The sequence below is a fragment of the Erwinia aphidicola genome (assembly GCF_024169515.1).
Classification (GTDB): domain Bacteria; phylum Pseudomonadota; class Gammaproteobacteria; order Enterobacterales; family Enterobacteriaceae; genus Erwinia; species Erwinia aphidicola.
Genome location: NZ_JAMKCQ010000001.1, coordinates 4,440,645 through 4,462,262 on the forward strand (window position 1 = coordinate 4,440,645; position 21,618 = coordinate 4,462,262).

Annotated in this window: 3 protein-coding genes; all 3 read right to left on the bottom strand. The window is 61.7% G+C overall.

What is annotated here, in order from left to right:
• Window positions 1–38 precede the first annotated feature (38 nt).
• Complete coding sequence (locus J2Y91_RS20820; RefSeq protein WP_208864880.1) at window positions 39–1,235, bottom strand: HlyD family type I secretion periplasmic adaptor subunit; 1,197 nt, start codon at window positions 1,233–1,235, stop codon at window positions 39–41.
• Window positions 1,232–3,469 (bottom strand): type I secretion system permease/ATPase, encoded by a 2,238-nt coding sequence (locus J2Y91_RS20825; RefSeq protein WP_166643174.1) that lies wholly within the window; start codon window positions 3,467–3,469, stop codon window positions 1,232–1,234. The genes J2Y91_RS20820 and J2Y91_RS20825 overlap by 4 nt, the downstream gene beginning before the upstream one ends.
• A gap of 116 nt (window positions 3,470–3,585) precedes the next feature.
• Window positions 3,586–21,573 carry an Ig-like domain-containing protein gene (locus tag J2Y91_RS20830; RefSeq protein WP_253539288.1) on the bottom strand — a complete coding sequence of 5,996 codons (17,988 nt, stop codon included), beginning with the start codon at window positions 21,571–21,573 and terminating at the stop codon, window positions 3,586–3,588.
• Between the last annotated feature and the right edge of the window lie 45 nt (window positions 21,574–21,618).

The window sequence follows — 21,618 nt, forward strand, 5'->3', positions numbered from 1 at the left end:
CGGTTACGGGAGTGAAGTTTTCACCCTACTTCTATTATTCAACGCTCACGCAATGCTTCGTTCATTTTATTCAGCGGCTTAAGCAGGTAATCGAGGATGCTTTTATTTCCGGTTTTGATGTCTACCGTGGCGATCATGCCGGGGAAAATATAAAACTTCTCGTGGTGCTTATTTTCCAGGTAATTTGCACTGGTTTTGATCTTTACGCGGTAGTAGTAGACGTCGCGGCGCACATCATCCTGAATGGTGTCCGGTGAAATCGTCGTCACTTCGCCGTCTAAACTGCCGTAGATGGAGTAGTCGTAGGCGGTGATTTTGACTTTTGCTTTCTGTCCCGGATGAATAAACGCCACGTCGCGCGGGGAAATTTGCGCTTCCACCAGCATCTGGTCGTCAATCGGCACCAGCGTCATCAGCTTGCCGTTAGGCGGGATCACGCCACCGACGGTGTTGACCTCGATATTCTTGACAATGCCTTTCACCGGCGAGAAGAAGTCCAGTCGGTTGAGGGAATCCTTGCGGCCTAAAATCACCGAACGCTGAGTCTCGACCTCCGCATTGGCTTTCGCCAGCTCCTCGCCCGCGCGGACGTGATACTGCGTTTCCAGATCGGTCGCCTTGCTTTCCATTTCGTTGATCTGCCGTTGCAGCCGCAGCACTTCGACATCGCTCGCCGCGCCCTGTTTGACCAGCGGTTTGGTCATCGCAAGCTCGCGCCGGATCAGTGCTACCCCCTGTTTCAGGCCAGAAAGCTGCTTCTCAAGGCTGTTGCGGCTGGAGTTGTACAGCTCAGTTTCCGATTTCACCAGATCCGGCTCGTTGTCGAGCTCAGGTGGAAACACCAGCGGCGTATTGTTGATTTGAGCGGTCAGACGCGCCGCCGTCGCCAGCGCCGCGTGCAGACGGGACAGACTCTCCTGCACGCCGGACTCGGTTTTGGTGCGGTCCAGCTGCGCCAGACGCTGGCCGCGCTCCACCACTTCGCCTTCCTGCACGTCGATGCTGTGGACAATCCCGCCCTCCAGCGACTGCACGATTTGTTCGTGCGAAGAGGGAATGACTTTGCCAGTGCCGGTGGTCACTTCGTCCAGCGTATAAAAGTTCGCCCACAGCACAAAACTCAGCAACATCAGCGCCAGGCTCCAGACCAGAATGGTCGAGCGCGGCAGGGATTTTTCCGCAAGTGGCCGGTGATGTTGTTTTTGTCCGTTTATCGGTTTTTTGCGTCCGATCATGATGCCATGTCCCTATTCGCTGGTTTAACGGCCTGAGCGGGCTGTCCTTTTGGCCTGAAATGTTTATTCAGGATCTCATCTTTGCTGCCATCGAGCGTGATACGGCCGTTATCCATCACGACGATGCGATCGACCAGCTGCAACAGCGCCAGACGGTGCGTGGCGATCACCAGCGTTTTCTTTTTTCCCCATGCCGACAGGTGATGTATCAGGTTCGCCTCGGAGATCTCATCCAGCCAGGCGGTGGGTTCATCCAGCAGCAATACCTGCGGCTGCATGATGATATGCCGCGCCAGCAGCAGTGCCTGGCGCTGGCCGCCGGAAAGCCCGACGCCGCCTTCGTGGATAAGGAAGTTCAGACCGTTCTCTTTTTGCTGCACAAAGGGCAGCGCGCCGCTGATGATCAGCGCCTGATGGATCTCTTCATCGGTAGCCTGCGGGCGGCCCATGGTAATGTTGTCACGCACCGAGCCAAAGAACAGCCGGGCGTGCTGGTTATGCAGCGCCACGTCGCGGCGTAAATCTGCCGGATCGATCTGTTTGATGTTGACGTTATCCAGCACCACCTGCCCTTGCTGAACCTGCTGCATCCCGGCCAGCACCTGCAACAGCGTGGATTTCCCCGCGCCGTTTTTGCCCAGTACGGCAATCTTCTCGCCCGGCGCGATTTTCAGGCGGGCGATGGCCAGATTGGCGACTTTCTCTTCTTCGTCGTAATAGAACACCGCGTCATTGAGCTGATACTCACCGGCGATTTGTGCCTTGTGGACCATTTTCTGGCCATCTTCCCGATCGATAGGCCGTTGCATCAGTTCATCCAGCCCTTTACGGGCAACTTTGGCCTGCTGCCAGCGGGAAAGCACGCCGGAGATCTGCGCCAGCGGCGCGATAGTGCGCGAGGCCAGAATGGTGGTTCCGACCAGCGCACCGGTGGTCATGTCGCCGTTCATCACCAGATAACACCCCACCAGCAGCACGATGGCATACACAATCGACTGCACTTCCTGCGTCCAGGTCATTAGCAGGCTGGTGAGAAAACGCTGACGCATACTGATATCGGCGGAGACTTCGTTGCAGTGGTTCCACTGGTTCTGGAAACGCTGTTCGGCGCGCATCAGTTTGATGTCTTCAAGGGATTCCACCGCTTCCACCAGCGAGGCGTTTCGCACCGCGGATTCGCGCATCCCTTCGCTGGCAAGCTTCGCCAGGGGTTTTTGGATAAGCAGACCGGGGATCAGCAACAGCGGAATGGCCAGCAGCACCACAAACACCAGCGGACCGCCAATCATCCACAGAATGACCGTGAACAGCAGGAAAAACGGCAGATCGGAAATCACGCTGATGGTGGTGGAGGTGATTAACTCGCGCACCGATTCCAGTTCACGGATTTGCGAAATAAAGGAGCCGGTGGACTTGGAACGGGCGCTGTTTTTAATGCGCAGCGCGCGGCCAAACACCCGGTCGGATATGCGCAGATCGGCGCGTTTCCCTACCACATCAGAAATATGGACGCGGACCATGCGCATCACGAATTCGAAAACAATGGCGATCATCACACCGCCAAATAGCACCCACAGCGTGGGGATGGACTGCGACGGCACCACGCGGTCGTAAACCTGCATGGAGAACAACATGCCCGCGAGCGCCAGCACGTTGGCGATCATCGCTGCCACCATGATGTCGCTGTAGCGGCGCCAGTCTTTCAGCGCCAGCTCCCAGAACCAGTTTCTTTTGTAGGGCTTGATGTAGTTATCAACGCGCGCATCGGGAATGGTTTGCAGCGGTCGCAGCAGCGTGATGCTCTGCACCCGCGCCAACAGTTGTTCAGCCGTCAGCGGCGTTTCCAGCCCCTGATCTTCGGTAAATTGCACGGCGCATTGGCCGCTGGCGTCCAGATGCGTCACCACGCCCAGTCGGCCATTATCCAGCGCAACGATAAACGGCACCGACATCGGGTCGAGATCCGCCGGATGAAAATCGCGGGTCACGCGTGCCAGTCCGAGCTTTTGCGCCATCTCATCGAGCACGCTCTCCTGCGGTGCGCCCATTTCCCAGGCGAGGGTGGCTTTCACATGCTCTTCTGAGTAATCCAGACGATAGTGCCGGGCAACATCCAGCATGGCGCTCAGCCACGCCGCATACCCCTTTTGTTTCTCCGCCTGCGCGGCGCGACCGTCGACGACCGCTGCGTCGGGTGCGGTACTGCTTTTATCTGACATGGTCTCTTTATTCATCTGCATTGTTCCCTAATTCACTGTTCCTTCACGTTCATTCCAGAACATGATTATGGAGCGGGAGCAGCGGAGCAGAGACTGTGCCCTCTGCCCCGCCGCCTTCCATTTGCCGTTAATTAGCCAACCACTAATTGATGGTTTGCCAGCAGCGTCGCCAGATCGGTGTGGACGTTGGTCAGCGTCGCGATGGTCGTCATCGACTGCGCCGTGCCGCTGCCATCCAGATCAACCTTAATCACCGTGTTGTTACCTTCGGTGGTCACGCTCAGGTAATTCGCCAGATTGCCAACGCCTGAACCCAGCGTCGCGACGCCGTTAACGTAGCTGGCGTCCGCCGTACCGCTGTACCCGCTCGACTGCAACAGGTCACTCAGATCAAGACGGTCGGTATTCGCCGTCCCTTCCCAGGTCCCAACCTTGAAGCCGTTGATGGTGTCGACACCGTTGCCGCCGGTGGCATCGCTGCTGTCCAGCAACTTGTACAGCAGCGTGTCGTGCCCACCTTTACCCAGGTTGAAGGTGTCATTACCACCGCGTCCTTCGAACACGTTATTACCTGCACTGCCGGTGATAACATCGTCGTAATTCGACCCGGCAATCCCCTCGATATCCTTGAAGGTCGCCGTGTTGAATCCGGTGTTCTGTGCGCTGCTGCTGCTGAGATCTACCGTGACCCCGCTGGTGGCGTTTTTAAAATCGACGATATCCTGACCGCCGGTGGCGCTCCATGTCGCATGGTCTGACGAGCTGCTCCAGCCGCCGCCACCGTTGTAAACGTAGGTGCCGCTTTCAGCGATAAACGTGTCGTTATAGCCGGTGCCGGTGAGGGTGCCGCTGGTCCCGCCGTTCGCCGCGTCTGCGGTGAGCGAATAGCTGCTGGTGCCGTCGCCTGCGCTCAGGTCTGTCCAGGTGGCATTGGTGGACACGCCGTTGATGTTGCGCACCAGCACCGCCGAATACGTTTCATTCGGATCCAGACCGTAGAAGTTCACCAGCGCTGAGGAGTCGTTGACGCCTACGCCCGACTGGGCGTTGATGATCTGCGACGCCACCAGTTCACCGGCGGAGTTGTAGAGCTGCACGGTATTGCCGTAGAACACGTTCATGCCTTCGCCGTCGAGAATGCGCAGGTGGAGAGCCGTGCCGTCCGCAATGCTGGCATTGTTGGCGATGTACACCACTTTGCCGTTTGCCTGCGACACCAGCAGATCCTGCGTACCGTTCCAGTCGTAATCGAGGGTCGCAATCCCCGTTACGTTGACCAGTGAGGAAGCAAGCGTACTGCTGCTCCAGCCTTTGCCGGTACCGTCGTTAACATACAGTTGGGCGGTCTGGCTGGCCGAATAGGTGCTGAACTTGATGATGTCCATGTCACCGTCGCCGTCCCAGTCCACGGCAGCTGACAGATAACCGGCGGACGCGGCATTGGTGGTCGATGTTTCGACAGCGGTTGGCGTGGTCAACAACGTTCCCTGCCCGCTGTTGTAGTAAATCGCACCGCCATAGTTGTAGCTGCCGTTAGGGTTCAGACCGGAAGAAATGTACAAATCCATCAGGCCGTCGCCGTTGAAATCCGCCCAGGTCATTGAGACGGCCGTGGTGGTGTTCGCGGCATTCGGCACAAAGACGTTGGCGATGTTCTGCGTTTCCGTCAGCGCACCTGTGCCACTGTTGTTGATCACCGTCAGCGCATAGGCACCGCTGCGGTTGGTATGCTGCACAATGTCGACCGTACCGTCATTGTTAATGTCCACGCCGGAAATTTCCCGGTAGGTGACCCCGGCAAGACCGGCCGCTCCGTATGTACCATCTGGCGACAGCACCCCGTTGTTATTGACCAGATAGCTGCGGGAGTCGCCGCCTGCATCGCCGTATGCCATGTCCAGCCAGCCATCACCGGTTTTGTCATAAGCCATGATCCCGCCGTACCAGATGGTTGTGCCGATAGCCTGCTGACCGTAGGTATAAGTGCCATCCGTGTTCGCCGTCCATTTGCCCTGGATACTGCCGCCGTAGTTGGTTTCCGTCGCATAAATGTCTGAGGTGCCATTACGGTCGGTATCCGCCAGCGTATAACTCACCACGATGTTGCCGCGGGAGTTGGTCAGCGTGGTGCCGCTATAGCTGTTCAGACCCGAGCTGGTGTAATCAGAGATACCGGTGACCACGTTCCACAAGCCACTGCTGTTCAGGCTGAATGCCATCGCATTGGTGGTGGTGGCCCCAGCGGTGCTCGCCCAGCTGGTGTCCACCGCCGTTTCGGCATAAACCACCAGAGAACCGTGGCTGATCCCCGCCTCGTTACCGTTGCCCGCGCTGCTTCTGACCTGTGCAGTCACATCATACGTCGCCAGTGCCAGTGAACCCGGCAGCTGCAAATACCAGGTGTTGTTGATCGGATCGACCACCACCGCACCGCCGGATTCCGAGGTATAGGTGACGCCGTTCACCACTACCTGTACATACATCCCCTCACCCAACGCTTCAGATAGCGTACCGCTGATGATCGGCGTCGTATCCTGGGTCGATTCACCGGTCACGGTGGCAATCGTGGTCGGAATCGAGGTATCGACCGTCAGGGTGAAGTCTGACGACGACGTGACGTTGCCCGCCAGATCCTGCGAGGTCGCGACGTAAATATAGGTCCCGTCAGCCAGCGCGGAATCCGAGAAGGTCCACGCCAGGCCCACCACCGTCGCGACGCCAACGTACACCCCGTTGCGGTAGATCTTCAGCACTTCGCCGTCGGCCAGCGCTTTGCTCAGCGTGCCGCTCAGCGTCGGCGCGGTTTCGTCGGTGTGGGTGCCGGAACCGAACGATCCCTGACGGTCCCCCTTATTGTCGGAATAGCTGGCGATAGTCGCCTGCGCTTCCGGGTTCAGCGTATCAACCGTCACCCGCTGAGAACCGACCGCCCCGGTGTTACCCGCCAGATCGATCACCCGCACCTGCACGTTGTAAACGCCATCGCCGAGTACGGTACCGGTAGCGTCATAGCTCCAGGTGCGTCCGCGGGTGACGACGTCAATCCATGTCTGACCGCCATCGAGGCTGATCTGCGCCCATTCATCGCTCGCAAGCGTTGCACTCAGGTTGCCGGAGAACGTCAGCGTGGTATCGCTGGTGATGAAATCATGGCTGTTATCACCGGTATCGGTGCTGATCGCGCCAATGGTGATGGCTTGCGATGGCGCAGTGGTGTCAATCGTCACCACCTGCTGCGCGGTTTGGCCGACGTTACCGGCCTGATCGACCACGCGTACCTGATACAGCGTTTGCCCGTCGGTCAGCGTGCGACCATCGCTATAGCTCCACTTCAGGCCGGAGAGCGCAACGGTCGTCCAGCTCGCGCCGTTATCAATACTGATCTGCACCACTTCGCCCGCGCCCAGCGCCTGTCCGATAGAACCGGTCACGGTCAGCGAGGTATCACTGGTGATGAAATCGCTGGCAGACACACCGGTGTCGGTGGCGATGCTGTCGATGGTCACAGTTTTGCTGCTGTCCGGCGCCACGGTATCCACGGTGACAACCTGACTGGAGATGCTGCCCACGTTACCGGCGGCATCTACCACGCGAACATAGTAGGTGTAATCCCCGTCGGTCAGCGTGCGGTCATCAACGTACCTCCAGCGCGTGCCGATGGTGGTCGTATTGAGCCACGTCACCCCCCCATCAAGGCTGATCTGCGCATATTCATCCGCCGCCAGCGTCGCGCCGAGCGTGCCGCTCACGGTCAGCGAAGTGTCGCTGGTGACGAAATCGCTGCTGCTCAGACCGGTGTCGTTGCTGACAGCATCAATGCTGATGGTTTTACTGCTGTCCGGGGCGACGGTGTCGATGGTCACCACCTGACTGGCGGTTGCGCCGACGTTACCGGCCAGATCTACCACGCGCATCTGATAGTTGTAGTCGCCATCGGCCAGCGTACGGCTGTCGATGTAGGTCCACGTCAGGCCACTGATATTGACATCTTTCCAGGTGGTGCCGCCGTCGATGCTGATCTGCGCATATTCATCCGCATTCAGCGCCGCGCCCAGCGTGCCGCGCAGGTTGATGGTGTTATCGCTGGTGATGAAATCAGTACTGCTCAGGCCGGTATCCTGCGAAACCGCATCGATAGTGATCGACTGGCTGGCCGTTGGCGCTACGGTGTCAATAACCACCGTTTTCGTCGCCGTCGAACCAACGTTCCCCGCCGCATCAATCACCCGGACGTTATAGGTGTATGACCCGTCCGCCAGCGCGCTGCCCGGGGCATAACTCCACGTGGTGCCCACCACGGTGAGCGTCTGCCAGCTGATGCCGCCGTCGAGGCTGATTTGCGCCGACTCGGCATTGCCCAGCGCCGCACTCAGCCCGCCTTTCAGCGTGATGGTGTTATCGCTGGTGACAAAGTCCGTATTGCTGCGCCCGGTATCTTCACTCAGCGAATCAATGGTGATGGTCATCGACGGCGCCGTGGTATCCACGGAAATCTCGTGGATGTCGCTGCCGGTGTTGCCGATGCTGTTGGTGACGGAAGCGGTGATTGCGTAGTTATTGCCATCCGCCAGCGCTGACACCGCGTTGGCGCTGAGGTTGAGCGTCCAGCTCAGATCCGCCGCGACCGAAGTGGTGTACGTCTGCCCGTTGAGCGTCACGGTGACGAGGCTGTTCGCCGGTGCGGTGGTGGTGCCGCTGATAGCGAGCGAAGTGCCGTGCTCGGCGGCGTTCACCACGTCGTCCTGCGCGAAGGTGTTGATGCTTATGGTTGGCATCTCACCGCTCAGGGTAACGGACGATGCTGCCGACACCGGGTTGCCCGCCACATCACTGACGGATGCGCTGACGGTATAGCTGCCGTCCGCCGCGCCGAGGAAATCCGCCGCCGGAACGGTCACACTCCAGGTGCCGTCAGAGGCCACCGTGGCGTGATACTCACGGTGATTAAATGTGACGGTCACCGTCTGACCGGCTTCTGCGCTGGTTGTCCCGCCGATCGCCTGACCGGCATGCTGCTCGGCGGAGTTGATGATGTCATCACCGGCAATGGTGTTGATGGTCAGGGTCGGCGCGAGGGTATCGACAATCACCGACGCATTCGCCGACGCCGGGTTCCCGGCCACGTCGCTGGTGCTGGCGGTGACCGTCAGCGTGCCGTCCTGCAGGGCCGCAACGTCATTTTGCGGAACCTGCACCGACCATAGGCCGTCGGCGCTCACCTGCGTGGTATAAGTGACGCCGTTCAGCGTCACGTGCACCGTTTGCCCCGCCTGCGCCGTCGTGGTGCCGCTCAGGGTTAACGCCTGGCCCAGCTCCGCTGCATTCAGGATCCCGTCCGCGGCGATCGGATTGATCAGCAGCGCCGGTGCGGTGGTATCAACCGTCACGTCATGCGTGGCGCTGACCGGGTTGCCTGCAGTATCGCTGGCGCTGGCTGTTACGGTGTAATTACCGTCAGTCAGTTTCGCCACATCGGTCGCCGGTATGCTTAGCGTCCAGTCACCTTTGACATCCACCTGCACAGTGTAGGTTTTGCCGTTCAGCACGACGGCCACCTCTGTTCCGGACACCAGTTTTTCGCTGCTGCCGGACAGCGTCAGGCTGTTACCCTGTTCCGCCGCATTGATAATGTCGTCCTGCGCAATGGTATCGATGCTCAGGCTGAGGGCATCAGTAATGACGGTGATCAGATGGTCAGTGCTGCCGGTGTTGCCCGCGTTATCGGTAATGCTGACCGTAAATGTCGTATCACCGGAAGCCAATGCGCTAATGGCGTTGGCCGGAACGCCGATGCTCCAGTTACCGCGGGCGTCAACCACGGTGGTGTAGGTATGGCCGTCGATCACCAGCGTCACCAGATTGCCTGCCTGCGTGCCGGTGCTGCCACCGGTGATCACCTGCGCCTGCGCATGTTCGGCGGTATTCAGCACATCGTCACCGGCGACGGTGTTGATGGTTACCACCGGCGCGGTCACGTCAACCAGCAATGAGCCGGTGGCGCGGCTGCTGTTACCGGCGATATCGCTGACGCTGGCGCTCACGGTGTAAGTCCCGTCAGCCAGCGCGCCTGCACTGGCCGCCGGTAGCGTGGTGCTCCACGTCCCGTCTGCCGCCACGTTCGCCGTGTAGGTCTGGCCGTTAAGCGTCAGGGTGACCTGCTGGCCGGCTTCGGCGGTGGAGGTTCCGCCGATCGCCACGTCCGCCCCCGCTTCCGCGCCGTTGAGCACGTTATCACCGGCGATGGTGTTGATGGTCAGGGTTGGCGCTGTCGCATCCACCTGCGCCGTATTTGCCGCCGTGGCGCCGTTGCCCGCCGCGTTGCTCACGCTCACGGACACCGTTGCGTCACCGTCTTTCAGTGCCTTCATGTCCGCTGCCGCCACGGTGATGCTCCAGCTGCCGTCGGCCTGCACGCGGGTGGTGTACTGATGACCGGCAAAGTTTACGCTGACATCGCGACCGGCTTCGACGTTCTGCGTGGTGCCGCTCAGGGTCAGATCCGCCGCTTTCTCCGCCGCGTTAATGATGCCGTCGCTGGCAATGGTATCGACGCCGATCGCCACGCTGCTCAGATCAACGGTGATGTTTTGCGTGATGGTCACCGGGTTACCGGAGGCATCCGCGCCGCTGACGACGATCGCCAGCTGACCCGCAGGCCACTTCGCCACGTCTGCCGCCGGAACCGCCGCCGACCAGCTGCCGTTCGCGCCGACCGTGGCAGCATAATCAGTGCCGTTGACGGTCACGGTGACGCTGCTGCCCGCGGCGATATCAGAGCTGGTGCCGCTGATGATCTGGTTTTGATTAATCTCGATGCTGTTGACGATATCGTCACCGGCAACCGTATTGATGCGCAGGCCCGGCAATCCGGCGTCGATGCCGATCTGGCGATCGCCGCTGCCGGTATTGCCGTGTTGGTTGGTGACGCTCGCGCTGACGGTCAGGTCGCCGTCGCCCAGCGCCTGCAAATCGGCCGCCGGAACGCTGACGCTCCAGCTCAGATCCGCCTGCACTTCGGCCTGGTAGGTGTGACCGCCGAGCGTAACGGTGACGGTGTCACCGGCCGCCGCGTTGCTCACGCGCCCGCTCAGGGTCTGGTCTGCCGCCGCTTCGGCGGCGTTGATGATGTTATCACCCGCCACAGCATTAATGATGACGGAAGGCAGCGAGGTATCAACCAGCAGGTTAGCGCTTTCGGTGATGGCGTTGCCGACATCGCTGTTGGCGCTGGCTGTTACGCTGTAGTTGGCTTCCCCAAGCGCTGCCAGTGCGCTGGCCGGAACGGTCAGGCTCCAGACGCCCGCGGCAATTTGCGCGCTGTAAGTGACGCCGTTCAGCGTGACGCTGACCTGAGTGCCGTCACTCAGGTTGCTGCCGGTGCCGGAAATCGTTAGATCTGCACCTTTTTCAACGGCGTTGAGTACGTTGTCCTGCGCGATAGCGTCAATGCTGATGCCCGGCAGGCCGGTATCTACGGTCACATTGTGCGTCTGCGAACCGGTATTACCGGCGCTGTCAGTGATGCTGACGCTCACGGTGTAAGTGCCGTCAGAGATCCCGCCGATCGCGCTGGCCGGTACGCCGACGCTCCAGTTGCCGCTGGCATCCACCACGGTGTTATAGGTATGGCCGTCGATCACCACGCTCACGCTGTTACCGCTGACCGTACCCGTACTGCTGCCGCTGATCACCTGCGCCTGCGCGTGTTCGGTGCGGTTAATGACGTCGTCACCGGCGATGGTGTTGATGGTCACCACCGGCGCGGTCGCGTCAACCAGCAACGCGCTGGTCACCCCGGTGCGGTTACCGGCGATATCGCTGACGCTGGCGCTCACGGTATAGGTTCCGTCAGCCAGCGCGCCTGCACTCGCCGCCGGTAGCGTGGTGCTCCACGTCCCGTCTGCCGCCACGCTCGCCGTGAAGGTCTGACCGTTAAGCGTCAGGGTGACCTGCTGACCAGCTTCGGCGGTGGAGGTTCCGCCGATCGCCACGTCCGCCCCCGCTTCCGCGCCGTTGAGCACGTTATCACCGGCGATGGTGTTGATGGTCAGCGTTGGCGCAGCGGTATCCACTTGCGCCGTATTTGCCGCCGTGGCGCCGTTGCCCGCCGCGTTGCTCACGCTCACGGACACCGTTGCGTCGCCCTCTTTCAGCGCCGCCATGTCCGCTGCCGGGACGGTAACGCTCCAGCTGCCGTCGGCCTGCACGCGGGTGGTGTACTGATGACCGGCAAAGTTAACGCTCACATCGCGACCGGCTCCGACATTCAGCGTGGTGCCGCTCAGGGTCAGATCCGCCGCTTTCTCCGCCGCGTTAATGATGCCGTCGCTGGCGATGGTATCGACGCTGATTGCCACACTGGCGAGATCGACGTTGATATCGTTTGAAATCGTGACGCTGTTTCCGGCTGAACTGGTGCCGGTAACGGATACCGTCAGCGCGCCCGCAGGCCAGCTGGCAACGTCCGCTGCCGGAACCGCCGCTGACCAGCTGCCGTTGGCGGTCACGCTCGCGTGGTACTCAACGCCGTTAACCGTGACGGTGACGCTGCTGCCCGCGGTCAGGCCGGTGCTGGTGCCGCTGATGATCTGATTTTGATTAATCTCGATGCTGTTGACGATGTCGTCACCGGCAACGGTATTGATGCGCAGGCCCGGCAAACCGGCGTCGATGACGATCTGGCGATCGCCGCTGCCGGTATTGCCGTGCTGGTTGGTGACGCTCGCGCTGACGGTCAGGTCGCCGTCGCCCAGCGCCTGCAAATCGGCCGCCGGAACGCTGACGCTCCAGCTCAGATCCGCCTGCACTTTGGCTTCGTAAGTGTGGCCGCCGAGCGTAACGGTGACGGTGTCCCCGGCCGCCGCGTTGCTCACGCGCCCGCTCAGGGTCTGATCGGCCACCACTTCGGCTGCGTTGATGATGTCATCGCCCGCAATCATGCTGAGGGTCACCGACGGCAGCGCGCTGTCGACCAGTACGCCGTGCGTCGTGCTGCCGGTGTTGCCTGCGGCATCGACGGTGGAGGCGGTCAGGCTGTAATTCGCCTCGCCGAGCTGAGCCACATCCGCCGCCGGAACGTTCAGCGTCCACGCGCCGCCGCTGACGCTGGCAGAGTAGTCCTTGCCGTTCAGGTTCAGCGTCACGGTGGAACCGTCCGCGCCGCTGCTGGTGCCGCTCACCGTCAGGGCTTCGCCTTTCTCGATGGCGTTGATCACGTCGTCAGCCGCCACGGTACTGATGGTCAGCACCGGCGCGGCGGTGTCTACGGTCACCACGTGCGAGGCTGAGCCCGGATTGCCCGCCGCATCGGCGACAGTGGCGGTAATGGTGTAGCTTTTGTCAGCCAGACCGCTGACCACGGCGGCAGGCACGCCGACGCTCCAGTTGCCGCTGGCATCCACCGCAGCGGTGTAGCGGCTGCCGTCGATGACCACGGTGACCAGGCCGCCCGCCGGAACGCCGGTAGATGAACCGCTGATGATAAGGTTCTGCTGGTGTTCATGGGCGTTGACAATGTCGTCTGCAGAAACGGTGTTGATGGCAAGCGTTGGCGCGGTCACGTCCACCAGTAACGCGCTGGTCACGCCGGTGCGGTTACCGGCGATATCGCTGACGCTGGCGCTCACGGTGTAAGTCCCGTCAGCCAGCCCTGCCGCATCTGCCGCCGGAACCGCCGTGCTCCAGGTGCCGTCCGCCGCCACGCTCGCCGTGTAGGTCTGGCCGTTAAGCGTCAGGGTGACCTGCTGACCGGCTTCGGCGGTGGAGGTTCCGCCGATCGCCACGTCCGCCCCCGCTTCCGCGCCGTTAAGCACGTTATCACCGGCGATGGTGTTGATGGTCAGGGTTGGCGCAGCGGTATCCACTTCCACGGTATTCGCTGCCGTGGCGCCGTTGCCCGCCGCGTTAGTCACGCTCACGGACACCGTTGCGTCGCCGTCTTTCAGCGCCGCCATGTCCGCTGCCGGAACGGTGACGCTCCAGCTGCCGTCCGTTTCTACCTGCGCGGTATAGCTATGACCGGCGAAAATCACCGTGACCTTCTGACCGGCTTCGACATTCAGCGTGGTGCCGCTCAGGGTCAGGTCCGCCGCTTTCTCCGCCGCGTTAATGATGTCATCGGCCGCGACAGTGTCGATAGCAATCGCCACACTGGTGAGATCCACGGTGATATCGTTTGAAATCGTGACGCTGTTACCGGCTGAACTGGTGCCGGTAACGGATACCGTCAGCGCGCCCGCAGGCCAGCTGGCAACGTCCGCTGCCGGAACCGCCGCTGACCAGCTGCCGTTGGCGGTCACGGTCGCGTGGTACTCAACGCTGTTAACCGTGACGGTGACGCTGCTGCCTGCGGTCAGGCCGGTGCTAGTGCCGCTGATGATCTGATTCTGATTGATCTCGATGCTGTTGACGATGTCGTCACCGGCAACGGTATTGATGCGCAGGCCGGGGATCGCGGCGTCAATAGCAATGTCGCGCTCACCGGATCCGGTGTTGCCGCTGATATTGGTCACCGTTGCGGAGACTTTCAGCGCGCCGTCGCCCATGGCAGCGAGATCGGCGGCAGGGATCGTCAGGCTCCACGTAAAATCATCTTCGACGGTGGCGTAATACGTTTTTCCACCCACGGTGACGGTCACCTGCTGTCCCGCTTCCGCATGGATAACGGTGCCGCCGATCGCCTGATCGGCCTTCACTTCGGTGGCGTTGATGATGTCATCACCGGCCACCACGTTGATGGTCACCGCCGGGCTGTCGGAGGAAGTTTGCAGCCCTTTGCTCACTGACCCGCTGTTGCCGACATCATCGGTGCCGCGCACGCTAACCTGATACAACGCCTGGCCCAGATTCGCCAGATCGCTGGCCGGAATGTCCGCGCTCCATGCGCCGTCGGCCACGGTGCCCTGATACTCCAGACCGTTAAGGGTAACGATAACCGTCACGCCATCCATCAGACCGGTCACAGTGCCGGTGATGGTCAGCGTTGAAAGCGCTTCGGTGGCGTTAAGAATGTTGTCGCCGCCTGCCATGTCGTTGATGGTAAAGACCGGCGCGGCAGTATTGACCACCACGTTTTGCCCGGCCGAACCGACGTTACCGGCGGTGTCTGCCGCGCTGGCGGTGACCTTATAGCTGCCGTCCGCGAGGCCGCTGATGATGCTGGCCGGTACGCCGACGCTCCAGTTGCCGCTGGCATCCACCACGGTGTTATAGCTATGGCCGTCGATCACCACGTTCACGATGTTACCGCTCACCGTACCCGTGCTGCTGCCGCTGATCACCAGCGCCTGCGCGTGTTCGGTACTGTTAATGACGTCGTCACCGGCGATGGTGTTGATGGTCACTTCCGGCGCGGTCGCGTCAACCTGCAATGAGCCGCTGGCGCGGCTGCTGTTACCGGCGATATCGCTGACGCTGGCGCTCACGGTGTAAGTCCCGTCAGCCAGCCCTGCCGCATCTGCCGCCGGTAGCGTGGTGCTCCACGTCCCGTCCGCCGCCACGCTCGCCGTGTAGGTCTGGCCGTTAAGCGTCAGGGTGACCTGCTGACCGGCTTCGGCGGTGGACGTTCCGCCGATCGCCACGTCCGCCCCCGCTTCCGCGCCGTTAAGCACGTTGTCACCGGCGATGGTGTTGATGGTCAGCGTTGGCGCTGTCGCATCCACCAGCGCCGTATTTGCCGCCGTGGCGCCGTTGCCCGCCGCGTTGCTCACGCTCACGGACACCGTTGCGTCGCCCTCTTTCAGCGCCGCCATGTCCGCTGCCGGGACGGTAACGCTCCAGCTGCCGTCGGCCTGCACGCGGGTGGTGTACTGATGACCGGCAAAGTTAACGCTCACATCGCGACCGGCTCCGACATTCAGCGTGGTGCCGCTCAGGGTCAGATCCGCCGCTTTCTCCGCCGCGTTAATGATGCCGTCGCTGGCGATGGTATCGACGCTGATTGCCACACTGGCGAGATCGACGTTGATATCGTTTGAAATCGTGACGCTGTTTCCGGCTGAACTGGTGCCGGTAACGGATACCGTCAGCGCGCCCGCAGGCCAGCTGGCAACGTCCGCTGCCGGAACCGCCGCTGACCAGCTGCCGTTGGCGGTCACGCTCGCGTGGTACTCAACGCCGTTAACCGTGACGGTGACGCTGCTGCCCGCGGTCAGGCCGGTGCTGGTGCCGCTGATGATCTGATTTTGATTAATCTCGATGCTGTTGACGATGTCGTCACCGGCAACGGTATTGATGCGCAGGCCCGGCAAACCGGCGTCGATGACGATCTGGCGATCGCCGCTGCCGGTATTGCCGTGCTGGTTGGTGACGCTCGCGCTGACGGTCAGGTCGCCGTCGCCCAGCGCCTGCAAATCGGCCGCCGGAACGCTGACGCTCCAGCTCAGATCCGCCTGCACTTTGGCTTCGTAAGTGTGGCCGCCGAGCGTAACGGTGACGGTGTCCCCGGCCGCCGCGTTGCTCACGCGCCCGCTCAGGGTCTGATCGGCCACCACTTCGGCTGCGTTGATGATGTCATCGCCCGCAATCATGCTGAGGGTCACCGACGGCAGCGCGCTGTCGACCAGTACGCCGTGCGTCGTGCTGCCGGTGTTGCCTGCGGCATCGACGGTGGAGGCGGTCAGGCTGTAATTCGCCTCGCCGAGCTGAGCCACATCCGCCGCCGGAACGTTCAGCGTCCACGCGCCGCCGCTGACGCTGGCAGAGTAGTCCTTGCCGTTCAGGTTCAGCGTCACGGTGGAACCGTCCGCGCCGCTGCTGGTGCCGCTCACCGTCAGGGCTTCGCCTTTCTCGATGGCGTTGATCACGTCGTCAGCCGCCACGGTACTGATGGTCAGCACCGGCGCGGCGGTGTCTACGGTCACCACGTGCGAGGCTGAGCCCGGATTGCCCGCCGCATCGGCGACAGTGGCGGTAATGGTGTAGCTTTTGTCAGCCAGACCGCTGACCACGGCGGCAGGCACGCCGACGCTCCAGTTGCCGCTGGCATCCACCGCAGCGGTGTAGCGGCTGCCGTCGATGACCACGGTGACCAGGCCGCCCGCCGGAACGCCGGTAGATGAACCGCTGATGATAAGGTTCTGCTGGTGTTCATGGGCGTTGACAATGTCGTCTGCAGAAACGGTGTTGATGGCAAGCGTTGGCGCGGTCACGTCCACCAGTAACGCGCTGGTCACGCCGGTGCGGTTACCGGCGATATCGCTGACGCTGGCGCTCAGGGTATAGGTTCCGTCGGTCAGCCCTGCCGCATCTGCCGCCGGAACCGCCGTGCTCCAGGTGCCGTCCGCCGCCACGCTCGCCGTGTAGGTCTGGCCGTTAAGCGTCAGGGTGACCTGCTGACCGGCTTCGGCGGTGGAGGTTCCGCCGATCGCCACGTCCGCCCCCGCTTCCGCGCCGTTAAGCACGTTATCACCGGCGATGGTATTGATGGTCAGCGTTGGCGCAGCGGTATCCACTTGCGCCGTGTTTGCCGCCGTGGCGCCGTTGCCCGCCGCGTTGCTCACGCTCACGGACACCGTTGCGTCGCCCTCTTTCAGCGCCGCCATGTCCGCTGCCGGAACGGTGACGCTCCAGCTGCCGTCGGCCTGCACGCGGGTGGTGTACTGATGACCGGCAAAGTTTACGCTCACATCGCGACCGGCTTCGACATTCAGCGTGGTGCCGCTCAGGGTCAGATCCGCCGCTTTCTCCGCCGCGTTAATGATGTCGTCGCTGGCAATGCTATCGACGCTGACCGCTACGCTGCTCAGATCGACGGTGATGTTTTGCGTGATGGTCACCGGGTTACCGGAGGCATCCGCGCCGCTGACGACGATCGCCAGCTGACCCGCAGGCCACTTCGCCACGTCTGCCGCCGGAACCGCCGCCGACCAGCTGCCGTTGGCGCCGACCGTGGCAGCATAATCGGTGCTGTTAACGGTCACGGTGACGCTGCTGCCCGCGGCGATATCAGTGCTGGTGCCGCTGATGATCTGGTTTTGATTAATCTCGATGCTGTTGACGATATCGTCACCGGCAACCGTATTGATGCGCAGGCCCGGTAAACCGGCGTCGATGACGATCTGGCGATCGCCGCTGCCGGTATTGCCGTGCTGGTTGGTGACGCTCGCGCTGACGGTTAAATCGCCGTCGCCCAGCGCCTGCAAATCGGCCGCCGGAACGTTGACGCTCCAGCTCAGATCCGCCTGTACTTTAGCCTGGTAGGTGTGGCCGCCGAGCGTAACGGTGACGGTGTCCCCGGCCGCCGCGTTGCTCACGCGCCCGCTCAGGGTCTGATCGGCCGCCACTTCGGCTGCGTTGATGATGTCATCGCCCGCGACCATGCTGATGTACACCGAGGGCAGCGCGCTGTCGACCAGTACGCCGTGCGTCGTGCTGCCGGTGTTGCCTGCGGCATCAACGGTGGAGGCGGTCAGGCTGTAATTCGCTTCGCCGAGCTGAGCCACATCCGCCGCCGGAACGTTCAGCGTCCACGCGCCGCCGCTGACGCTGGCAGAGTAGTCTTTGCCGTTCAGGTTTAGCGTCACGGTGGAACCGTCCGCGCCGCTGCTGGTGCCGCTCACCGTCAGGGCTTCGCCTTTCTCGATGGCGTTGATCACGTCGTCAGCCGCCACGGTACTGATGGTCAGCACCGGCGCGGCGGTCTCTACGGTCACCACGTGCGAGGCTGACCCCGGATTGCCCGCCGCATCGGCGCCAGTGGCGGTAATGGTGTAGCTTTTGTCAGCCAGACCGCTGACCACGGCGGCAGGCACGCCGACGCCCCAGTTGCCGCTGGCATCCACCGCAGCGGTGTAGCGGCTGCCGTCGATGACCACGGTGACCAGGCCGCCCGCCGGAACGCCAATAGATGAACCGCTGATGATGAGGTTCTGCTGGTGTTCATGCGCGTTAATAATGTCGTCGGCAGAAACGGTGTTGATGACCAGCGTTGGCGCAGTAAAGTCCACCAGTAACGCGCTGGTCACGCCGGTGCGGTTACCGGCGATATCGCTGACGCTGGCGCTGACGGTATAGATGCCGTCGCTCAGCCCTGCCGCATCTGCCGCCGGAACCGCCGTGCTCCAGGTGCCGTCCGCCGCCACGCTCGCCGTGTAGGTCTGGCCGTTAAGCGTCAGGGTGACCCGCTGGCCGGCTTCGGCGGTGGAGGTTCCGCCGATCGCCACGTCCGCCCCCGCTTCCGCGCCGTTGAGCACGTTATCACCGGCGATAGTGTTGATGGTCAGCGTTGGCGCAGCGGTATCCACGGTGACATCCTGCACGGCGCTGGCGTTGTTGCCCGCCACGTTGGTCACGCTGACACTCACCGTGGTGTCGCCGTCTTTCAGATTGCGGATATCTGCCGCCGGAACGATGACGCTCCAGCTGCCGTCGGCCTGCACGCTGGCGTGATAAGTGCCATTCGCGAAATTAATCGTCACGCTCTGGCCAGCCTCCACGCCCTGCGTGGTACCGCTAAGTGTGACATCCGCCGCTTTTTCAGCCGCATTTAGCACGTTATCCAGCGCAACGCTATCAATGGCAATCGCCACGCTGCTCAGATCCACGTTAATAATATTGGCAATGCTGACGCTGTTGCCCGACGTGTCGGAGCCGGTGACGCTAACGCTTAGCGCGCCCGCAGGCCAGCTGGCGACGTCCGATGCCGGAATCGCCGCAGACCAGCTGCCGTTCGCGCCGACCGTAGCATGATAATCGATGCCGTTTACGTTGACGGTGACGCTGCTGCCTGCGGCGATATCAGAGCTGGTGCCGCTGATGATCTGGTTCTGACTGATTTCGATGCTGTTGACAATGTCGTCGCCCGCAATGGTATCGATGCGCAGGCCCGGCAAACCGGCGTCGATGATAATCTCGCGATCGCCGCGACCGGTGTTGCCGTGCTGATTGGTGACGCTCGCGCTGACGGTTAAATCGCCGTCGCCTAGCGCCTGCAAATCAGCCGCCGGAACGCTGACGCTCCAGCTCAGGTCGTCCTGCACGGTGGCCTGGTAGGTGTTGCCACCCAGCGTCACGATCACGGTATCGCCCGCCGCCGCATGGGTCACTCTGCCGCTCAGAGCCTGGTCAGCGGTGATTTCAGTGGCATTGATGATGTCATCGCCTGCGGTCACGTTAACCGTGACGACAGGCAGCACGGAATCCACCTGCACCTGATGCGTCGCAGTGCCGGTATTGCCCTCGGCGTCTGTGCTGACTGCCGTCAGGGTGTAATGGGCTTCGCCGAGCTTTGCGACGTCGCTGGCCGGAATGCTGACCGACCAGTTGCCGCCGCCGACGACGGTGGTGGTGTACTCCACGCCGTTAAGGGTCAGAGCGATCTGCGTACCCTCAGCACTGTTGCTGGTCCCGGTCACCTCCAGCGCCTGGCCTTTGGCTTCGGCGTTAACCACGTTCTCAAAGGCGACGGTATCAATCGTCAGTTGCGGCAGTTCGGACGACAGCACCACGGTCGCGTTCTGACTGCCGGTGTTACCCGCTTTATCAGTGATGCTGACGTTCACATCATAGCTGCCGTCGGCCAGCGCGCTGAAAACGGATGCCGGTAAACCGATGCTCCATGTGCCGTCGGCGGCAAGCGTCGTGGTGTAAGTCTGGCCGTTGATGCTCAGCGTGACAGTATCGCCCGCTTCGCCGCCGGTGCTGCTTCCGCTGACCATCTGCGCCTGAGCCTGTTCGAGGCTGTTAAGGATGTTGTCACCGGCGATGGTGTCGATGGTCACGACCGGCACGGTGGTGTCAACGCGCAGATCGTGCGTGATAGATGTGCGGTTCCCCGCCGCATCGCTGACGGAGGCGCTCAGCGTGACAGTGCCGTCTGCCAGCGCGCCCGCCTGTGCAGCCGGAACGTTCACTGACCAGTTACCGTTTGCCTCAACGCTTGCGGTATAGGTCACTCCGTTGAGCACCAGCGTCACTACCTGCCCGGCTTCGGCATTTGAGGTGCCGCTGACGGTCAGATCGTGCCCCGCTTCGGCGGCATTCAGAATATCGTCGCCCGCCAGCGTGGCAATAGTCAGCGTAGGTGCCTGCGTATCCACTGACAGCGTAGATGCGGAGGTGATGGTGTTGCCAGCGCTGTCTACACCGCTGACCTGAACGGTGTGGACACCGTCCGCCAGCGTCTGCGCGTCTGCGGCAGGCACAGTGATTGTCCAGCTGCCATCCGCCGCAACGGTGGTCTGCCAGGCCTTACCGTTAAGGGAAACGGTGACGGTGGTACCCGCCGCCAGATTGGCGCTCTGGCCGGAAATGGCAACGTCCGCGCCGGCTTCGGCCGCGTTCAGCACGTTGTCCCCCGCCACGGTGTCGAGGGTAAGGGAAGCCTGCGCGGTAACAATGTTCAGAGTGATCGACCCGGCGCTGGTGGTCGAGCCGTTGCTCTCCTGCACCACGACCCAGGTGTGCGCACCGGCGCTCTGCGCGGCGAGCTGCGCTGTCCACTGGCCGTTGGTGCCGACGATGGCTGTGGCAATTACATGGCCGCTGGTATCGACAATCGAAATCTCCGCGCCCGGATAGCCGGTACCGCTGAAGGTGGGTCGGGTATCGTCAGTCACGGCCTGATTAGCAAGAATACCCTGACTGTCGCCCTGAGTGTCGGTCACGAGGAAAGTCGGTTTTGCGACCTCCACCGCCTGAGTGTTATCAATGACTTCGGTTTTTCCGTCACTGCCGCCGCCGTGGCCGAGCAGGGCTCCGGCCGCGCCTGCGCCCAGCACACCGGCCAGCAGATACGGCCACTCCACGGTGACTTCGGCGGTGCTGAGCAGCAGCGGATCAATGCCCGGCAGTGGGGTTTCCACCGCCGTCAGCGCAAACGCCGGGGTATCATGAGGCGCAGTGGCGTCGGTGAAATTCACCTCCGTCATCTGCTGGTTTTCATCCTGAAAGACCAGTTTATTCTCGTCTTTCTCACCAATATTCTCGAAATATCCTACGCAGCGAATGACCGATCCATCCTGCATATGAATAATCAGATCGTTGCCACTGCGCTCGTAGCTGGCGACATTCTTCACTGCGTCGTGAATAACGACAATGCCGGATTCATTCATCGCAACAGCGGTATTACCTTCTGCAGTGAAAGTATTTTTAAGCGACGTTTTACGAGAGATAATATCCATGGTTCTGCTCATGATATCGTGTCCATTCCTTGTATATCTGACTGG